Genomic DNA, 19,540 nt, shown 5'->3' with positions numbered 1-19,540 from the left:
AGTAAAGATTAACATCGATTATGCAACACAGGAGCGCATATGCAAGAATATTCTCGTCCACTTGATGAAGCTATTGATACAGATGTTAATATTTTTTCTCTGCTAGAAGATCGAGTTTCTCGCTGCGCTAATGATTCGTTAATTGAGTATGTTGATTCTTTAGGCTCGTGGAAGTCTTATTCTGCTAAAGAATTTCGAGATATGGTAGTTGCTGTTGCTAAAGGTTTTATTGCTCGCGGAGTTATGCCGGGGGATTCTATTTCGATTATTGCGCATACTTCATGGCAGTGGACTGTTCTTGACATGGCTATTATGTCTATTGGCGCTTTAACTGTGCCAATTTACGAAACTAGCTCATCTATTCAAATACAGCATATTGTTGAGGATTCTAAAGTTTGCTCAATATTCGTTGAGTCTGCCGATATGCTTCCAAAAATAGAAGCTGTTAAGGATGATTGCCCTACTCTTCACGACGTTTATGTTATAAACCGTGGAGCGCTTGATGCTTTTATTGAGTACGGTAAAACTATAACCGATTCGGAGTTTTACGAGCGAGTCCATGCTGTTTGCGGAAGTGATTTAGCAACAATTGTTTACACTTCCGGTTCAACAGGCGAGCCTAAAGGCATTGAGCTTACGCATAGTAATTTTGCTTTTATTGCAAAGTCAGGCGTTATTTCTATGCCAGATATTGCTTTAAAAGGTAATCCTCGCTTAATGCTGTTTTTGCCTCTTGCTCACGTGTTTGCAAGATTTATGCAATTCTTCTGCTTTGCTGGAAACGTTACGCTTGGTTTAACTAGCAATTTGAAAACAGTTTTGAGTGATTTTCAAACGTTTAAGCCGACTTTTATTCTTGGCGTTCCTCGTATTTTTGAAAAAATCTATAACGCTGCTTCGCAAAAAGCTGGCAGGGGAGTTAAAGGTTTTATTTTTGCTTATGCGGCAAAAGTTGCGCGTCAATGGTCTTATTCTCAGCAGTCTAACGCAATGGTTCCGCCAATGCTCGCTCTTAGTCGCGCTATTTGCAAAAAATTAGTATACGATCCTCTTTTGCAAGTTTTCGGCGGTTCTGTTTCGTACGCTATTTCTGGCGGCGCTCCTTTAGATATGTCGATTGCGCACTTCTTTAACGGCATCGGTTTGCCTTTGCTTGAAGGCTACGGAATGACTGAAACTTGTGCTCCGGCTATGGTGAATCCTACAACCGGATACCGTATTGGAACTGTTGGTTTGCCGGTAAAAGGCGTGTCTGTTGCAATTGCGGACGATGGCGAGCTGTGTATTAAAAGTCCAGCAGTATGCAAGGGGTATCATAATAATCCGGAACTTACTCGTCAGCAGATTGTAAACGGCTGGTTGCATACGGGTGACTTTGGTTCTTTAGATGATGACGGTTTTGTGCATATTACCGGCAGAAAGAAAGATCTTATTATTACAGCAGGCGGAAAGAATTTATCTCCAAACGCGTTAGAAGCTTCGTTAATGTCTTCTCCAATTGTTTCTCAAGCTGTTGTTATTGGAGATAGAAAGCCATTCGTTGCGGCGATTATTGCGCTTGATTTGGCGGAAGTAAATTCTTGGCTTGCGTCCAGAGGAGCGTGCAAAGTGCGCTCGCTTAAAGAAGCGTCCGTAAACGGAATTGTGCGTGCAGAAGTTGAGCGCGCTGTTACTAAAGCTAATTTGCTTGTTTCTAGAGCGGAGTCTATTCGCAAGTTTGAAATAGTGCCGGATGCTTTTACGCAAGATAACGGCCTGCTTACGCCAAGCTTAAAAGCTAAACGTCAGGCAGTTGTTGAGCGCTACCACGATCTTATTGAGCGCGTTATTTACGCTCCTCGAAAGCGCTAGGCAACTTTTACAATCCTGCATCAGCTAGAGAAATGTAACCCGGGTCTATTAGGCGAGCTTTCAAATTCGTTGCACTAACTGCTAACAGTTGTTCGTAAACGGTTGGAACAGTAATTCCAGGCTCAATTGTCGATTGTTTTGTTGCAATCTTTGTAGAAAGATTTCCGGTGCTATTTAACGAATCGCACATTTCTGTAATATCTTTACTAATCTGTGCCTGATGCTCAATAGTTGTCATCCACTGCTTGCCGCTTACAATATTTGGCATAATATTCTTGTATGCTCCGTAGCCGGTTATTGCAGGCCATTTTTTTGCGTTAGCAGCATCGTTAGCATCTTCGGACTGTTCCTTGCTAATTTGCGCGTCTTTTGCGTTCTTATTGGAGCTGTTTTTAGGAGAAGGAACAGGGCGCTTAATAAGATTTCTTTTACCAATGAAGTTTCCAATAACATTCGGCAAAGTAAACGAAGGATTTATGTCTGCAGCGCTTCCTTCGTAACCTAAATCGCTTAAAGTTTGCGAAGCTTGCAAAGCAACTTGATCGTCAAGAGCAATAATGCCGTCAACATGCATTGGTGAAGGAGTTAGAAGATTATCGTTTTTAGTAATACGATTCTTCAACTCAGTTTTTACAGCATCCGAATTATCTGCGTCAAAAGCAACGTTAATCCAGTCTTTTTCGCTACTATTTGCATGCAATTTTCCGGAAGTGCTAAGCAGAGTGCCAGAAGCAAAATATGGTCTAAGGACTTTCCACATTCCTGCAAAAGCTTCTTTTGCAAACTCGTCTTCTAACTGTGTTGAGGAGCTGGTATCTGCATTATCTTTTGAACTATTTTCGCCACTATTTTGAGATTCTTGATTATTATTTGAGGAAGAATTTTGGTTTTCACTGTTAGAATCTGCATTATTTGAGTCAGAATCGTTTGAACCGTTTGAATCGTTTGAGTTTTGATCGTTTGTGCCACTATTAGTTTTTGCGTGCAAATTTATATTTTTCTGATTGTGGCATGGCAAAAGAACTTCAATATAGCGCGGATTTTCGCGAGTAGCACGGTCGAGAGCAAGTTTTTGAACTAATGTTTCTGCTTGAGTTTCGCCAATGCTACTAGCGTCAGAAAGGTGGAAAAGAACATCTGGCTTAAATCCTGGAATTGAACGCGAAAGCATAACTACGTGCATTCCAGATTTTTGAGCAAGTCGAAGAGATGAGGCTAAACGCTTTTGAGAAAGAAGAATATTTTTGTCTGTGTCTTCAGAATCGTTTTTACCCGCTAAAAGACCCTGCTTATTTTTTGTGTCTTCTGTTTTGTTTGACGTAGGTAAAGTTGCGTAATCCCCATAATTATTATTGCCGTTCTTATTAGTCCATGGAGCAATAACAATAGTGGTTTTACTCAGCTTCTTCTTAATTTTTTCGTTTGAATTGCCAGTATTTTGCTTATTTTTGTTATGATTTTCTAAATGCAATGGTGTTAGCAAATTCACAACATAATCCTGCACGTCTTGACTCTGCTGCGAAAGACTAGAAGAAGTTTTTGTAGTAATAGAATCATCGTTAAAACCCTTATTTTTTAAGTCTTTAACGATTTCTGGAACAAGATGATCCCATGTGCTTAGTGGCTTGTGTCTTGTTAAAGCTAAACCATCTGAAGGGGTGAAAATAACAACATTTCCGCGATACGTTTGCTGCACGTTTTTAGGACTGGAAGAAGTTTTAGAAGTAGTGCCGCATGCACTAACAACAAATAGTGTTGAAACTAGTGCTGTTAGCACAACTATAATTCTTTTCCAAGTGCTTACACGCAAACGAATCATACTAATGGCCTTTCGTAATTTTTACGATTAAGTCTTTAAATGTTTTATTTGTTTACTGCTGAAAATCAGCTATTTAATAATCTTCTGCACATTTCTCGATACTCGCTTACGTATCCGCCGCCAAAGAATACGCAGTGGCCTGCAATAGGGTAGAGCTGCCAAATAATCATGCGCTGCTCAAAACCTGCCTTAAGTGGATGTACAGACTGGTATCCGTCCAAAATCTGCTTAAAATAGCTGATTCCAAACAGGTGAAGCATAGCTAAATCTTCTTCGCGATGCCCGCCGTGGGCTGCAGGATCAATCAGCACAGCCTCCGTATGCTCTCCATCCTCGCTTTTAGTCCACAAAACGTTTCCGCTCCACAAGTCGCCGTGAACGCGCGCAGGCTTATCTTCCGCAGTCTTTCCTAATAAGTCGTAAAGCGCATCAATAACTTCGTTCGTAAGAGCCAAATCGCTTTTAGTAAGCTCTCCGCGAGCAATCCCAAGCTCAACCATAGGGCGCAAACGCCCATCCGCAAGATAGTCAATAACGTTATTCCACTCGCCAGTTGGCATATTAACAGGGTCGCTTAAAGGCCCAAAATAGCATGTTCCATCATAATCTGCAGGAGCTTGACCAAAATATTTCGCACCATAGTCGTGCATGTGTGCAAGAGCTGCACCGAACTCAAAAGCAGCTAAAGGAGTTGGGGAAGCAGTGTCAATTCGCTCAATATTAAGGTAGTCGTTTCCCCAATCAAACACTTTTGCAACTCTAGGGCCGCCAAACTTATGGGCTTCTTGCAACCATTGCAAACCCTTGCCTTCGCATTCAAAAAAACGCTCAGGTGCGTATAATCTGCTTTTTTTATACACATTATTGTCCATAGCAGCCTTCTTAACGTACTAGCATATACAGCTTATGCATATACGGCTTATCGTTACACACTTAATAAATATTTTACGAATAAACTAAATTATTCCCAATCTCACTATTTTACTGAAGTATTAGCACAATCAGACAAGCTGTGTTTAAATGCAGGGCAGAATGTTTTTGCAAACTGATAGCCAAAAAGCAATCCTGCTAAAAATAGTGCAGAACCCAAACCGGTGTAAAACACTGCAATAAACTGTTCGGGAGCTATGTTGGTTGCGCGCAAAACAATTCCAAAAGTCATCATAAAAGCCATGATTATAAAAGATTTAACGTCAAAGAATTTGAGGAAAAATTGTTTTTCTTTGTATGCGATGATTCTTTGAGTATGTTTTTTAACGAGTTTTCCAAAAATCAGGAATTGGAATATTGCAAAAACAACTAGAGACAAAGCGTAATTCAGCGGTTGCAAATAATTCTGGTAAGCCAACAAGCCAATCTTAAGAATATTAAAACCAGCAGCGCCCCAAACTAAGCAAGCAATAAGTAGTAACGTATTTTTTTGTACTTTCAATTCACAACCTCTTTAATATTTATAGTTTTATTGAATTTTACCTAATTTTCTAATCTTTATTCGCTTAAAAAGTTTATTTACTATTGTAATGATTTATTTTGCAAAATAAGCATAAAATCTTAATTTTGTGCGCGTATTAGGAAAACTTACGTTAAAACTACATATTTTCTCAATAAAATATCAATAAAACTTGTAAAAAGTGTTGCATAATGACTGCATAAGACGCTATAGTCCTAGGGTATGAACGACAACGATCAACAGTATGCAACAGCTGACAATAAAGCTACTATTGCTGAGCCAGCTTTTCGTTACAACGCGCAGCTCGCACAAGATATTGAGCAGCGCTGGCAAAAAACCTGGGACGAGCAGGGCACGTTCTGGGCTGCTAATGTTAAGGGCAATTTGAAGGATGGCGAAGGCAGGAATGCTGACGGTCGTCCTTCTTTCTTTGCAATGGACATGTTCCCGTATCCTTCCGGTAAAGGCTTGCACGTTGGGCATCCTCTTGGATACTTGGCAACGGATGTTGTAAGCCGCTACCACCGCATGAAGGGTGAGAATGTTCTTCACGCAATGGGTTACGACGCTTTTGGTTTGCCGGCTGAACAGTATGCTGTGCAAACTGGTCAGCATCCGCGCATTACTACCGAGGCAAATATTGCCAATATGCGCAGGCAGCTGCATCGCATGGGCTTGAGCTTTGATGATCGTAGGTCTTTTGCAACGATTGACACGAATTATGTGCGTTGGACGCAATGGATTTTCTCCAAGCTTTATGACGCTTGGTATGACACTGATTTTGTTCGCAAAGACGGCGGAAAGGGTTCTGCTCGACCAATTTGCGAACTTGTTGACGAGTTTAAGAGCGGTAAGCGTGAAATCCCAGGATTTGCAGGCAAAAAGTGGGAAGAGCTTAACAAGGTAGAGCAAGCGGATGTGTTGAACGACTTCCGTATTGCTTATATTTCTAGATCTCCTGTAAATTGGTGCCCAGGTTTGGGAACTGTGCTTGCAAACGAGGAAGTTACTGCAGAAGGTAAGTCTGAGCGCGGAAACTTCCCAGTATTCCAGCGCAACCTTCGTCAATGGTCCATGCGAATTACAGCTTACGGACACCGTTTGGTTGAAGATTTGAACACTATTGATTGGCCTGAAAAAGTTAAGCTTATGCAGCGAAACTGGATAGGCGAATCTCACGGTGCATCCGTGCACTTTGAAGTGCCATGTGCAGACGGCGAAACGCGCGATTTGGAAGTGTACACTACTCGTCCAGACACACTTTTTGGCACAACATTTGCGGTTGTTTCCGTAGATCACCCAATTCTTGAGCATGTTCCAGAAGAGTGGGAGGCTAGCGTTCCAGAAAGCTGGAAGGGCGGCTACGCAAGTCTTAAAGAAGGCTTGGCAGAGTATCAAGCTCAAGCTCGCGCAAAAACTGCAAAAGATCGCACGGAAGATGCGGGCGCTAAAACCGGCCTGTTCACTGGTCTTTACGCAATCAATCCTGTAACTGGAGCAAAACTTCCGCTCTTTACTGCAGACTACGTGCTTATGGATTACGGCACGGGAGCAATTATGGCAGTTCCTGGCGGCGACCAGCGAGACTACGATTTTGCAAAAGCCTTCGGTTTGCCAGTAATCTACACTGTTGAGCCTTTGCCTGATTCCGAAGAAAAGTTAGCTGATTACGAAGGTAAAGCTCCATTCGTTTCACACGATGGAATTGTTATCAACTCTTCTGTAGAGCATACGCACAAGCTTGGTGACGCTTTGTCTATTAACGGTTTGCGCGTGGATGAAGCTATTAAAAAGGTGACGACGTGGCTTGAAGCTGCAGGCGTAGGAAAAGGTAGGGTTTCTTACCGACTTCGCGACTGGCTGTTCTCTCGCCAGCGCTACTGGGGTGAGCCATTCCCAATCGTTTACGACGAGGATGGTGTAGCTCACCTAGTGCCAGATAGTGAGCTTCCGATTGCATTGCCGGACGTTCCAGACTATCAGCCAAAAACTTACGCTCCAGACGACGCAAATTCGGAGCCTGAAGCACCTTTGAGCCGAAACGATGATTGGGTAAAAGTTCAGCTCGACCTTGGCGACGGCGTAAAAACCTACTATCGTGACACCAACACTATGCCAAACTGGGCTGGTTCTTGCTGGTACTACATGCGCTACTTGGATCCAAACGACGCTGAGCACATGGTTGACAGCGACGAATACGACTACTGGATGGGAACGAACCGTCCGGGCAAAGAGCATGTTTCTGGCGGCGTTGACCTTTACGTTGGTGGCGTAGAGCACGCAGTTTTGCACTTGCTTTACTCCAGGTTCTGGCATAAAGCGCTTTACGACTTGGGTTATGTGGATTCTGCTGAGCCATTCCACCGCCTGTTTAACCAGGGTATGATTCAAGCTTACGCATACACGGATGAGCGCGGACAGTACGTTCCTGCCGACGAGGTTGAAGAAGGCGCTTCAAACGGCGCTGGTGAACCAACGTTTACATGGCACGGCGAAAGTGTGAACCGTGAGTTCGGTAAAATGGGCAAGAGCTTGAAGAATATTGTGACCCCGGACTACATGTACGAAAACTACGGTGCAGATACGTTCCGCTTGTACGAAATGAGCATGGGTCCGCTTTCTGAGTCTCGCCCTTGGAACACGCGTAACGTTGTTGGCGGTATGCGCTTCCTTCAGCGTTTGTGGCGTAACGTAGTAAACGAAGAAACCGGTGCTTGTGTTGTAACAGACGACGCTTTGGACGATAAAACGCTGAAGCTTCTTAACAATACAATTGCAGAAGTGACTGTGGAAATGGAAGCAATGCGTCCAAATACTGCAATCGCTAAGCTGATTGTGTTGAACAACCACTTGACTTCGCTTCCTCACGTGCCACGAGCAGCTGTTGAGCCACTAATTCTTATGCTGGCTCCAATTGCGCCGCATATTTGCGAAGAAATGTGGAGCAAGCTTGGGCATAACAAGTCTATTGCTCACGCAGATTGGCCTGTTGCGGATTCTCGCTACGTTGGTGAGGATACTGTTACTGCCGTTGTGCAAATCAAGGGCAAGGTTCGAGCAAAGCTTGAAGTTGATCCAAATATTGACGCTTCTGAGCTTGAAAAGCTCGCTTTGGAAGCTGTAGCTGATCGCTTGGGTGGTAAGGCTCCGCGCAAGGTGATTGTTAAGGCTCCGAAGATTGTGTCTATTGTGCCTGACGAGAGGTAAGATTCGGCTTAATTAATGCTGTATTGCGCGACGGCCTGCTTTCGCGCTTTACAGCATTTTTTTTTCGGTGTTAAAGGTTTTAACCACAGGCGCGTATTTTTCTTGCGCATACTTGCTATTTGTTCAATAGTATTAGCAAGAATTGCGTTAATTGGGGGATGCCATGGAATACTACGAGCCGGGGAGCAAGGTTCCTGAGCCTAAAACTTACTTGCCGCATAGGCGAATCGCTTCGTCTTTGTCTGAATTTTCTAACGACGCTTTTAGCGAAAATAATATCGAAAATAATATTAAAAATAACTTTAATTCTTTTAACTCCGCGCTAAAAAGCAACAAATCTTCCGCAAGCTTTCATATGAAACCTGTTCATACTTTGGCAATTATGTTCGTGCTGGTCGTTGCATTGTGTGCGAGTCTTACCATGCTTATTTCGCAGTCGTTAACGTATCAGCGCGTGCAAAATAGTAAGTCTGAATCATTGCAAAAAATAGAAGACAATGCGGATTATTCAAAGCGTTCTTTTGACGATTTAGAAGATAGTAATTCTAAGAAAAATAACAAAAATGGTGAATCTGACTACGGTATCGAAAGTAGTGAAAGTGACGAAAGTAGTGAAAGTATAGAAAGTAGCGAAAGATCTGAAAACGGTCGAAACAGTCAAAGCGGAAAAAGTAGGAAAAGTAGAAAAAGCAAATCTGCTTCTAATAAGAGTGATACTTTTCGCATAAATATTAACACTGCAACAGTGGATCAACTGCAAAGCTTAAAAGGAATCGGCCCAAAAACAGCTGCGCGCATTATTGCTCATAGAAAACGAGTTGGCGGTTTTAACAGTTTGGAAGATTTGCTGCAAATAAAGGGCATTGGTCCTAAAACTTTGAATAAATTCCGCGGAAATGTTGAAGTTAAATAGGTGAATTATGCGAGAAAAAGTAGAAAACGTTTCTGGAAGTCGAGATTTTAGAATGATTCCTGTTGCTACAGCTTACTGGGCTGGATGCCTAATAGGAAAATGGTTGAGCCAAATGCGAGTAATCCACGCAGGAATAGTTGCAATAATAGGATTTTCCTTCGCTTTTCTAGTAGCATTTTTTCTGCGTCGTAAATGCAATGATTGGAGCAGAACTATTCAAACAGTAGCGTACGTTTCTTTAGCGGCATGCATGATTTCATACTTTGGTCAATGTGTGCTTTCAAAAGACGTTATTATGCAAGAAATACGTGCAGAAAACCTTACTAAAATTCATTATTCTAACTATAAATCTACTTTGAATACTCGTATTGCAGAGGCGGAAGTTAGAGTGTTGACTCCTTTTAGAGCGTCGAAAAGTTTTAATGGAGATTGTCAAGCTAATGTGCGCGTCTACAAATTTGCAAACACTCAAAGTTACGTTAATGCTAGGCTCTACGCATACAATCCAGTTTGTAGGAATATTAGTTACGGTATGCGTATTAGAGTGCCTGTTAGCTTAAAATCTTCGCGTTTTGACAATAAGCCTGAATTGCATGTGCAAAAAACGCAGCAAAACGTGCAGATTATACAAGGCTCAAACTTTTGGCAAAACTCTGCTAGTAGCTTGTGGAAATCATTTTATGAAGTAACAAATAACCTTGATACTCAAGGAAGAATGTTGGTTCCGGGAGTAACTATTGGAATGTTGGGGCAAGAGTATGTGCCAACGGAAGCAACAAATTCGCTAAATCCAATAGACGCAACTTATTCAACTATGACACGTCAGCATTTTCAGCATGCTGGAATTATGCACGTTATGGCTGTTTCAGGAGGCCACTTTTTGCTACTTAGCATGATTATTTACAGATGCTGCTCATATTTACTACTTCCGCGTTGGGCTACTTCTTCAATACAAATTGCGTTGCAGATTTCTTTAGCCGCAATAGTTTACCCTTCAGCATCTGTACTTAGGGCGCTGATTATGGGAATAATATCCGCGGTTGCGTGGTGCTGCAAGCGACCATACCAGTCGGCAAGCGCGCTAAGTTGGACTGTTATTGGAGTGTTACTAGTAAACCCTTCGTACGCTTGGGACTATGCTTTTGCGCTTTCTTCTGCAGCAACTTTGGGAATTGTTGTTATGGGAGTGCCAATGTCTAAAACATTTTCGCAATATGTGCCGCATTTTATCGCTTCGGCGCTCGCAATAACTTTGGCTGCACAATTGTGGACGATGCCAGTGCAAATTCTTATGCAGCCGGAAGTTTCTTTTATGTCTGTGCCAGCAAATCTAATAATTGCGCCTTTTATGGATTGGGCAACAGTATTCGGCTTAATTTCGCTTGCTTGCGCGAGTTTTAATGCTGGGGCATCGCTTGTTTTTGCGAGAGTTTCATCAATTGGAACAAGTTTTATGGAAAAGTGTGCGTATTGGTGTGATGAAGTATCTTTTGGCGTGTTTCCTTGGATGAAGGGTGCTGCTGGAGCGTGGATGATGGCATGTGCAGAAGTTGCGATATTTGCTGTTTTTATGCTTGTTTTTCGCAGTTTTAACAATCGTTATTGCGTTCAGCGCATAAGCATAATCGGACAATTATGGGCATCTTCTGTAAAGCGAACCATAAGTGAAGCCGCGCAAATCTTCGAGTAGCGCTAAATACGCGCGCATATTCGAGAGGAATATTATGATGGTTAAAGTTAGTTTGTTTAAGGAGCATTATGGCAGCAAGTAATAATCGCGCACAACGTATTATGCCGGTGACTCTTGTAGTTGGCGGGGATGATTACTTAAACAATCTTAATGCTAGAACTTTGCGAGAAAAAATACAGAAGAATGCTCCGGATGCTGAAATTATTGAGCTTGATGCTTCATCCGCAGATAAGTACGCGTTTGACGAAGCTGTTGGTCCTTCGCTTTTTGGCGACGGAACAATAGTTATTATTAACGATTTGCAAAGTGCGGATGAGTCTTTAGTAGAAGCGATTGAAAAATTCTGCCAACAAGCGCAAAATAACGAAAATAATTTTGACGAATCTTCTTTAAGCTGGGTTATTGCTCGCCATGAAGGTGGTCTTAAAGGAAAATCTATTGTTACGCGTCTTACAAAAGCTGGTGCTCAAACAATCACAGTGCCGGATCTTAAAAAAGACGATGCAAAACTCAACTTTGTTATGAGCATATTTGATCGTCACAATCGAAGCGTTGAACCGCAAGCTGCGCAACGACTTGTGGCGGTTTTGGGTGGAAAAACAGGCGAGCTTGCAGCATTGTGCTCGCAATTATGCTTCGACTATGACGATAATCCAATAACTCTTAATATTGTTGACCGCTATCTTATTGCAGATCCGCAAGTTACCGGCTTTTTTGTGGCAGACAAGGCTGTTACAGGTCACTTAGGCTCTGCGGTGCTTTCTGCAAGAACTGCAGTTGCGCAAGGAGTTGACCCTATAGCGTTAATCGGCGCTTTGGCTTCAAAAGTTCGTTTAATTGCGCTTGCAATGGCAGTTCGTAACGGCACGATTTCTAGTGCGGAAGCGAAAGCAAATCCGTGGGCGCTTAAAATGGCAATGCGTCAGCTTGCAGGCTGGAGTAGTGCTGGAGTTTCTAAAAGTTTACAAGCTTTAGCCTGGGCGGATGAGCAGTGCAAAGGCGGATCTAGCGATGCTAATTATGCGCTTGAAAAGTGCATTATGATAATTTCGTCTAAAGGAAATTAAAAAGCGTAAATTAAAAAGCGTAAATTAGAAATCTTAAATTAAAAATCGTAAATTAAAAATATTGTGTGAAAGATTGTGTTAAGTATGAAAGAAGAAACGGTGTTAGAACAGCAAAAAGTTCGTACTGTGCCTACGGATACTAATATGCGCGAACTTGGTAAATCTGTGGCAAAACTGGTTAAAGAAGGAGACGTTTTGCTTCTTTCTGGTCCTCTTGGGGCTGGTAAAACAACGTTCGCTCAAGGTTTTGGCGCGGGTCTTTCAATTAGTGAGCCGATTGTGTCTCCAACTTTTACGATTGCGCGCGAATTGCACGGCACTTTTGCGGATGGTAAGCCGGCGACGCTAATTCACGTTGACGCTTACCGTTTGGGTGGTGAGAATTTCGCTCCGGGTCAAGATACTGTTTCGCGTTTGCTTGACGAGCTTGAATCTTTGGGTCTTGATGAAGCTTTGGAAGAGCCGGGAGATGGCACTGTTGTGCTTATGGAGTGGGGTGAGCAAATGGCTGGAGTGCTGGCAAGTGAGCGCTTAGAAGTTCATATTGCAAGGCCTATTGATTCTTCACAAGTTGACGACTTTACTAGCGATGGTGAGCGAATCGTAACTTTAAAAGCTGTTGGCAAGGATTGGCTTAATCGACTTGCAAAATTGTAATTAAGAAATACGCGGAAAATATAGCAGAAAATATTACAGTAAATATCGCAATAAATAAAGCAAGTTGTGGTAAGCGAGTAAGCTAGTCAGGTACATGACTTAGAGGAATAAACATGAGTAATACGCTGATTATTGACACATCATTTGGTTCTACTGTTGGAATTGTGGGAAATGAGCCGATTGTTGAAACCGACTCTCGCACTCACGTGGAGCGTTTGCAAGTAAATATTGCGAAAGTTGTGGAAAATGCGGGGATTAAGGCTTCGGATATTGATCGTGTGGTTGTGGGAGTAGGTCCTGCTCCTTTTACTGGTCTTCGCGCAGGATTAGTTGCTGCGAAAGCAATCGCGTTCGCCAATAATGCTGAAATTTTGGGGTGTGATAGTCTTCTTCCTCAAAGTTTGATGATGCGCTCTGGAGCGTTTGAAGAAGCTCGCAAAAATGGCAGCATAGAAAATGATTTGCTACTAAATATGGCTGATTCTTGCGATTCTTGCAATTCTAATATTCGCCACTTCGTACTTTCGCTAAACGATGCTCGTCGTCGTCAAGTGTACATGTCTTTGTATGACGATGAAGGAAATGCTTTAATCAATATGGATATTGACTATCCGCAAAATGTTGTGTCTCGTGTAAACGAGTATTTAGCAAGCGAAACTAACGAAAATTATTGCGTTGATGTGCTCGGGCATGGTGCTAAAAAATACGTTGAAGATTGGCGAAATATTGCGCATGTTGGCGTTATTGCAGAAGTTTGCGCGCTTGATTTGGGTGTGCAAGGCTTGCAAATTTTCGAGCAGTGTTCTTTGGAATGTGTAAATAAAGACGAGCACGTAAAAGCTGTTGAACCGCTTTATTTGCGCCGTCCGGACGTGTCTGTGCCAAATCCGCTTAAGCATGTGCTGGGATCTGGCGAAGCGAATAAGGCAAAAGAAAAATAGAAGCGTTTTAACGATTTGAGTAATTATGATTGTCGATATAACGCATTCTAAATTTCCAGCAGTAGCCGAAGGTTGCAATATAGTGTCGAAATGCGATTTTACGTGCGATGAGTTAGCGCAAAAAATAGCGCCAATTGAAGCCGACTTGTTCGGCAAAGGCTCGTGGAACGAGAGCATGATTTCGCAGGAATTGCAAGCTCCTATGCGCGCGTATTATGCAGAAATTGACGAAAATACGCATACGTTATGTGGGTATGCTGGCTACTGGTTTGACGGCGATGATGCGCAAATAATGACAATTGGCGTTGCGAAAAAATATCAACGAAAAGGCGTAGCCTCTAAGCTTTTATTAACCATGATTAAAACAGCAAAACAAATTGGTGCTAAACGAATGCTGCTGGAAGTGCGAGTTGACAATGTTCCTGCGCTCGCGCTGTATAATCGCTTTGGTTTTACGAAAATGGGTTTGCGAAAAAGATACTATCAGCCGGAAGGCGTGGATGCGTACACAATGTGCGCTGATTTAAGCGAAAATAACAAACTTTCTACAAAAAATAATGTAACAGAGGAATAAAATGAGCGAAGCAATCGTATTAGGAATTGAATCAACTTGCGACGAAACAGCCGCAGCTATTGTGCGCGGACGCACGCTGGTGTCAAATGTGGTGGCATCTTCAATGCAAGAGCATGCGCGCTACGGTGGCGTAATTCCAGAAATTGCTTCTCGCGCTCACGCTGAAGCTTTCGTGCCGGTTGTTTCTAAAGCTTTAGCAGACGCAAACATGAATTTAAGCGATGTTGACGCGATTGCAGTAAGCGCAGGCCCTGGTTTAGCTGGCTGCTTAGCTGTGGGAGTTTCTGGAGCTAAAGCCTTGGCTTGGGCTGCAAATAAGCCAATTTATGGTATTAACCACGTAATCGGGCATATTGCAGTAACGCAGTTGCAATTTGGTGATGTGCCGGAAGATGTGCTTGCTTTAATTGTTTCCGGCGGTCACACTTCGCTTCTTCACGTGAACGATATTGCTAGAAGCATTGATGTTGTTGGCACAACTTTGGACGATGCTGCAGGCGAGTGCTTCGACAAAGTTGCGCGCCTTCTTGGATTCCCATACCCGGGTGGTCCTCATATTGATAGGCATGGAAGGCTTGGCAATCCGGATACTTTGAAAGTGCCGCAAGGCTTAACGCAAGGTCGTTCTGGCAAGGAGCATCCGTACGATTTCAGCTTCTCGGGCGTAAAAACTGCTGTTGCGCGCTGGGTGGAGGCACGTGAGGCTCAAGGGCTTGAAATTCCAGTTGATGACGTGTGTGCTTCTTTGGCTAATTCTGTGGCGGAAGTTCTTTCACGCAAAGCTATGATGGGTTGCGAGCAGTACGGTTCTAAAACGCTTATGATTGGCGGCGGATTCTCCGCTAACTCGCAGCTTCGCGAGCATTTGCTGGCTTGCGGCAAGGAGCATGGAATTGAAGTGCGTTTGCCGGAATTGAAGCTTTGTACGGATAACGGTGCGATGGTTGCAATGCTTGGAGTGAATTTGGTGGAAGCAGGGGTTCGTCCTTCTGCGCCTGACTTTGCAATCGATTCTGCTATGCCGCTTACAACGGTGAGCTTATAATAGTAGAAATAATAAAAGTTGCGCTAAAAAGTTGCTATAAAAAGTCGCTCTAAAATAAGTGAGGTGTTTTGTGCAGTCAGTTAATTCGCGTAGTGGAGTGTTGCGAGTAGGTGAAAAGATTCAATTCACCGATCGTAAAGGTAAGCGAATTACTGCACAACTTGTTTCAGGCGGTGTTACGCAAACTGAGCACGGTCTTATTTGTCACGATGACGTGATTGGTCAAAGCGAAGGCGTTGTAATTACTACTGTTAGTGCGAAGCGTGAAGCTCAGCAAACTATTGTTGATCCTTCTAAATCGTCCAACAAACCTTGGAAAGCCGCGCGCGCTATTGGCGGCTGGGATTATGTTGCTATGCGACCGCGCATGGTTGACTACGTGCTTTCTATGCCTAGAGGCGCGCAAATTATGTATCCTAAAGATATTGCGCAAGTGATTGCTTTAGGAGATATTCGCTCCGGAATGCGCGTTTTGGAGTCGGGCGCTGGCTCTGGAGCTATGAGCTTAAGCCTTTTGGACGCAGTTGGGGAGTGCGGAAAGCTTACTACTATTGAGCTTCGCCCAGATTTTGCGCGCATTGCCGAGTCCAACGCAACTTTGTACTACGGTAAGCGCCCAGAATGGTGGAATTTGCTTACTGGCGATTTTGATTCGGTTGCAAAAACTTTAGACGCGCACAGTGTGGATCGCATTATGCTAGACATGCTTGATCCTTGGAATCGCCTCGAGCAAGCTCATCGCGTTATTGTGCCGGGAGGCGTGCTTATTGCGTACGTTACGACTACGACGCAAATGTCTCGAATGGCTGAAGCTTTGCGAGAAAGCGGCGTGTGGACCGAGCCGGAAATTCAGGAAACCTTGGAGCGCACTTGGAAAGCGCAAGGTTTGGCGGTTCGTCCGGATCACGCGATGATTGGTCACACGGGATTTTTGATTGTTTCTCGCGCAATGGCTGAAGGTTTTAGTGCTTTGAAGAAGCGCGAGCACGGTACTAAAGATACTGTGAGCGATATTGACGATATGACAGCAGAAGAGCGCGCGGAGCAGTTGGAAGACTTGTCTTTGCGCGATATTTCGGATCGTAAATTGCGTAAAGTTTTGCGCGATTTAGACGTGCAGCTTGCGCAATTGCCGCAAGATTCGCAAGCTTTACAATCTCAAGTAACTGTGCAATCGCAAGAAATAGAGCATAGTCAAGCTAAGTAGGAGATCATTATGGCATCATCAATGAAAAAGCTTATGAAAAAAGCACATCATAGTAAGTACGTTTTGTTGCTGATGCGTCATGCGAAGGCTGAGGCGCCTCAAATGGGCGATGATTGGGGTCGTGGACTTACAGATAAGGGCTTGAAGCAGGCAAAAATTATGGCGAAGGGCTTGCAGTCTTTGAAGCTTGTGCCGGATTATATTGTGTGCTCTAGCGCGAACCGCACTGAGCAAACTTTGAAGCGAATGTTGAAGCGTTTTGGTGATGCGCCTGTGGTTGAGTCGCGCAAAAGTCTTTACGATGGCGGCATGCAATCGGTTATGAACGAGTTGCAAGCTATTCGAGGCGATGTTCATACGACGATGATTGTGGGCCATGAGCCAACGATGTCGATGGCTGCGCAATGGCTTTCTTCGCCGGATTCGGATCCGGATGTGCTTGGGGCGATGCGTTTGGGGCTTGCTAATGCGTCGGTTGTGGTGCTTGTGTCTGATCGTCCATTCGCAACTTGCGGCTTGCGCGGCGCCACGGCCCTCGCAATCCTCACGCCCAAATCCTTCGAGTAGCTTTGCGCCAGTGCTCTGCAGACGCTGATTCCTGTTGTTCAAGGAACACTAGCATCAGTGCTGCCGCACGCAATTAAGCATATAAATTAAGCTTATAACGACACCCCAAGTTCTTTAATGACCACAATCGCTCATTTCTTTGCTAGGCTAAAGCGAGTCGAAAGAAATAAATGTAAATGTGAGTCGAAAAGAAATTTTTTGGAGGATGTATGTCTACGGTTTTTACTTCGGTGTCTGGTTTTCCGCGAATTGGCGCTGATCGTGAATTGAAGAAGATTATTGAACGTTATTGGAAGCATGATGCTTCTTTGGATGAAGTGCGTGAGGTTGCTCAGTCTTTGCGCGCTAAGCATTGGCGTTTGCAGGCGGAAGCTGGAATTGATTTAATCCCAAGTAACGATTTTAGCTACTATGATCAAATGCTTGATACGGCTATTTTGCTTGGCGCTGTGCCGGAGCGTTATCGTAAATTGAATTTTGAGCATGCTGAGGATACGCTTTTTGCTATTGCGCGCGGCTACCAGGGTGAGCGCGGCGATGTGACGGCGTTGCCAATGAAGAAGTGGTTTACTACAAACTACCATTATATTGTGCCGGAAGTTGAGAATCCGGAAGGCTTGCATTTGGCTGGAACTAAGCCTTTTGACGAGTTTTTGGAGGCTCGCGCGCAGGGTTTGGAAACGAAGCCTGTGTTGATTGGCCCGTACACATTCTTGAAGTTGGCTCGTACTCCTGAAGCTCAGGAGTTGGAAGTAACTGAGTCTGTGATTTCGGCTCTGGCTAACGCTTATGCGAGTATTGTTAAGCGTTTTGGCGAGCTTCACGCAACTTGGCTGCAGTTTGATGAGCCTTATTTGGCGCTTGATAAAGAAGATGGCGATTTGGAGCTTTTTGAAGCTTTGTATAAGCCTTTGCTTGAGGCTAGGAGCGCGGAAGTTAAGATTCTTCTTAACACGTATTTTGGCAATATTGCTGATGCTTACGAAACTGTGAATAATCTTGGTTTTGACGGTGTTGGTGTTGATTTGGTGGAAGGCAAGGATGAGAATCTTGCGGCCATTGAGCGTTATGGTGTGGATGATAATACTACGCTTTTTGCAGGCGTTGTAAACGGCCGTAATATTTGGCGTAACGATTATGCTGTGAGCCTTGGGCTTATTGATGCTTTGCGTGAGAATGTTACGGATCGCGTGGCTGTTTCTTCTGCTTGCTCGCTTCTTCACGTGCCTTTTAGCACTGTTGGTGAGGATGCTTTGGGCGCGGATGTTTTGCAGCATTTTGCTTTTGCTGTTGAAAAGTTGCAGGAGATTCGCGATATTGCAAATCTTGCTGCAGAAAGTGACGAAAGCCGCAAATCAAGTAACGTTTTGGCTAAAAATCAGGCTTTGTTCGACGGTTCGCGCGTGAAGGCGGATGCTGCTGTTGCTAATCGTCTTTCGAATCTTAAAGATTCTGATTTTGTGCGACTGCCGGAAAGGGCTGAGCGCCAGCGTTTGCAAAAGGAAGCTCTTGGCTTGCCGGATTTGCCAACTACTACTATTGGATCCTTCCCGCAAACTAAGGATATTCGTAACGCTCGTGCCGCTCTTCGTAAGGGTGAGATTTCGCGCGAAGCTTACGACGAGTTTATGCGCGATCGCATTGCCAAGTGCATTGAGCATCAGGAGCAGATTGGCTTGGATGTGCTTGTTCACGGCGAGTTTGAGCGCAACGACATGGTTGAATATTTCGGCCAGCATTTGCGCGGCTTTAAGTTTACGAAGAACGCTTGGGTGCAGTCTTATGGTACGCGCTGCGTGAAGCCTCCAATCGTGTGGTCGGATGTTTCTCGCGAGTCTGCTATTACTGTTGAATGGAGCGCTTACGCTCAAAGCTGCACGAATCGCGTTGTTAAGGGCATGCTTACTGGCCCTGTGACGATTCTTAACTGGTCTTGGCCTCGCGAGGATATTACTCACGAGCAGCAGACTCAGCAGTTGGCTCTTGCTATTCGCGATGAAGTGTTGGATTTGGAGCGCGCTGGTATTCGTGTGATTCAGATTGATGAGGCTGCTTTGCGTGAAAAGTTGCCGCTTCGCCGCTCTGATTGGCATAAGAAGTATTTGGATTGGGCGATTGCTGCTTTCCGCTTGGTTCATTCTGCAGTTGCTGCGACTACGCAAATTCACACGCATATGTGCTATTCGGAGTTTAATGACATTATTCGCGACATTGATGCTATGGATGCGGATGTGATTTCTTTCGAGGCTTCTCGCGGCGACTTGGTTGTGCTTGACGCTATTCACGACGCGCATTTTGAGACTGAGGCTGGCCCTGGCGTTTACGACATTCATTCTCCGCGTGTTCCTGGTAAGGCTGAGCTTGTGGAGCGTATTCACGAGATTTTGCGCAAGATGCCTGCTGAGAAGCTTTGGATTAACCCGGATTGCGGTCTTAAAACGCGTGGCGACGCTGAAACTTGGCCAAGCTTGGAGAATCTTGTTGCTGCAGCTAAAGAGGTTAGGGAAGAGTTGCAAGATAACAAGCTAATCGATCAGCCGAGCAGGGGGTGA

General features: G+C 44.1%; 15 protein-coding genes. 12 read left to right on the top strand and 3 right to left on the bottom strand.

Translation table 11 applies throughout. The features are described from left to right. The first annotated feature begins 39 nt into the window (after window positions 1-39). Window positions 40-1,851: an AMP-dependent synthetase/ligase gene (locus ACLD6A_RS02300; protein ID WP_410313472.1), complete on the top strand. Its 1,812-nt coding sequence runs from the start codon at window positions 40-42 to the stop codon at window positions 1,849-1,851. Between the two features lie 7 nt (window positions 1,852-1,858). Here the strand turns inward: ACLD6A_RS02300 and ACLD6A_RS02295 are convergent, their stop codons facing one another. From ACLD6A_RS02295 to ACLD6A_RS02285, 3 genes are all read right to left on the bottom strand, one after another. Beyond that, the gene (locus ACLD6A_RS02295; RefSeq protein ID WP_410313471.1) at window positions 1,859-3,670 is read right to left on the bottom strand and encodes a hypothetical protein; all 1,812 of its coding nucleotides are present in this window, start codon (window positions 3,668-3,670) and stop codon (window positions 1,859-1,861) included. A gap of 65 nt (window positions 3,671-3,735) precedes the next feature. Continuing rightward, window positions 3,736-4,542, bottom strand: coding sequence for a fructosamine kinase family protein (locus tag ACLD6A_RS02290; protein WP_410313470.1), 807 nt, complete (start codon window positions 4,540-4,542; stop codon window positions 3,736-3,738). A gap of 104 nt (window positions 4,543-4,646) precedes the next feature. After that, complete coding sequence (locus ACLD6A_RS02285) at window positions 4,647-5,102, bottom strand: hypothetical protein (RefSeq protein ID WP_410313469.1); 456 nt, start codon at window positions 5,100-5,102, stop codon at window positions 4,647-4,649. A 240-nt stretch (window positions 5,103-5,342) separates the two neighbouring features. Here ACLD6A_RS02285 and leuS point away from each other — a divergent pair, with 240 nt between their 5' ends. The 11 genes from leuS to metE all read left to right on the top strand — a co-directional run bounded on the left by leuS (window position 5,343) and on the right by metE (window position 19,540). Next, entirely contained in the window at window positions 5,343-8,327 is a 2,985-nt protein-coding gene (gene leuS, locus ACLD6A_RS02280; protein ID WP_410313468.1) for a leucine--tRNA ligase, read from the top strand. Between the two features lie 163 nt (window positions 8,328-8,490). After that, window positions 8,491-9,240 (top strand): ComEA family DNA-binding protein, encoded by a 750-nt coding sequence (locus ACLD6A_RS02275; protein WP_410313467.1) that lies wholly within the window; start codon window positions 8,491-8,493, stop codon window positions 9,238-9,240. Between the two features lie 7 nt (window positions 9,241-9,247). Further along, on the top strand, window positions 9,248-10,930 hold the full coding sequence (locus ACLD6A_RS02270) for a ComEC/Rec2 family competence protein (protein ID WP_410313466.1): 1,683 nt from the start codon (window positions 9,248-9,250) through the stop codon (window positions 10,928-10,930). 68 nt (window positions 10,931-10,998) lie between these two features. Then, on the top strand, window positions 10,999-11,997 hold the full coding sequence (gene holA, locus ACLD6A_RS02265) for a DNA polymerase III subunit delta (protein WP_004137454.1): 999 nt from the start codon (window positions 10,999-11,001) through the stop codon (window positions 11,995-11,997). 84 nt (window positions 11,998-12,081) lie between these two features. Next, window positions 12,082-12,654: a tRNA (adenosine(37)-N6)-threonylcarbamoyltransferase complex ATPase subunit type 1 TsaE gene (gene tsaE / locus ACLD6A_RS02260; RefSeq protein ID WP_004127080.1), complete on the top strand. Its 573-nt coding sequence runs from the start codon at window positions 12,082-12,084 to the stop codon at window positions 12,652-12,654. Between the two features lie 113 nt (window positions 12,655-12,767). After that, entirely contained in the window at window positions 12,768-13,595 is an 828-nt protein-coding gene (gene tsaB, locus ACLD6A_RS02255) for a tRNA (adenosine(37)-N6)-threonylcarbamoyltransferase complex dimerization subunit type 1 TsaB (protein ID WP_410313465.1), read from the top strand. A gap of 25 nt (window positions 13,596-13,620) precedes the next feature. Continuing rightward, window positions 13,621-14,169 (top strand): ribosomal protein S18-alanine N-acetyltransferase, encoded by a 549-nt coding sequence (gene rimI / locus ACLD6A_RS02250; protein ID WP_410313464.1) that lies wholly within the window; start codon window positions 13,621-13,623, stop codon window positions 14,167-14,169. Between the two features lies 1 nt (window position 14,170). Then, entirely contained in the window at window positions 14,171-15,214 is a 1,044-nt protein-coding gene (tsaD, locus tag ACLD6A_RS02245; RefSeq protein WP_410313463.1) for a tRNA (adenosine(37)-N6)-threonylcarbamoyltransferase complex transferase subunit TsaD, read from the top strand. 70 nt (window positions 15,215-15,284) lie between these two features. Then, complete coding sequence (locus ACLD6A_RS02240) at window positions 15,285-16,421, top strand: tRNA (adenine-N1)-methyltransferase (RefSeq protein ID WP_410313462.1); 1,137 nt, start codon at window positions 15,285-15,287, stop codon at window positions 16,419-16,421. A gap of 9 nt (window positions 16,422-16,430) precedes the next feature. Beyond that, a complete protein-coding gene (locus ACLD6A_RS02235; protein WP_410313461.1) occupies window positions 16,431-16,988 on the top strand; it encodes a SixA phosphatase family protein in 558 nt (185 codons plus the stop codon). Window positions 16,989-17,197: 209 nt separating this feature from the next. Beyond that, window positions 17,198-19,540: a 5-methyltetrahydropteroyltriglutamate--homocysteine S-methyltransferase gene (gene metE, locus ACLD6A_RS02230; RefSeq protein WP_410313460.1), complete on the top strand. Its 2,343-nt coding sequence runs from the start codon at window positions 17,198-17,200 to the stop codon at window positions 19,538-19,540.

Origin of the sequence: Gardnerella sp. Marseille-Q9691 (genome assembly GCF_046507715.1) — a bacterium.
GTDB classification, from domain to species: domain Bacteria; phylum Actinomycetota; class Actinomycetes; order Actinomycetales; family Bifidobacteriaceae; genus Bifidobacterium; species Bifidobacterium greenwoodii.
Note: the sequence above shows the minus strand (reverse complement) of the source record. Positions and strands in the feature narration are given on the sequence as shown.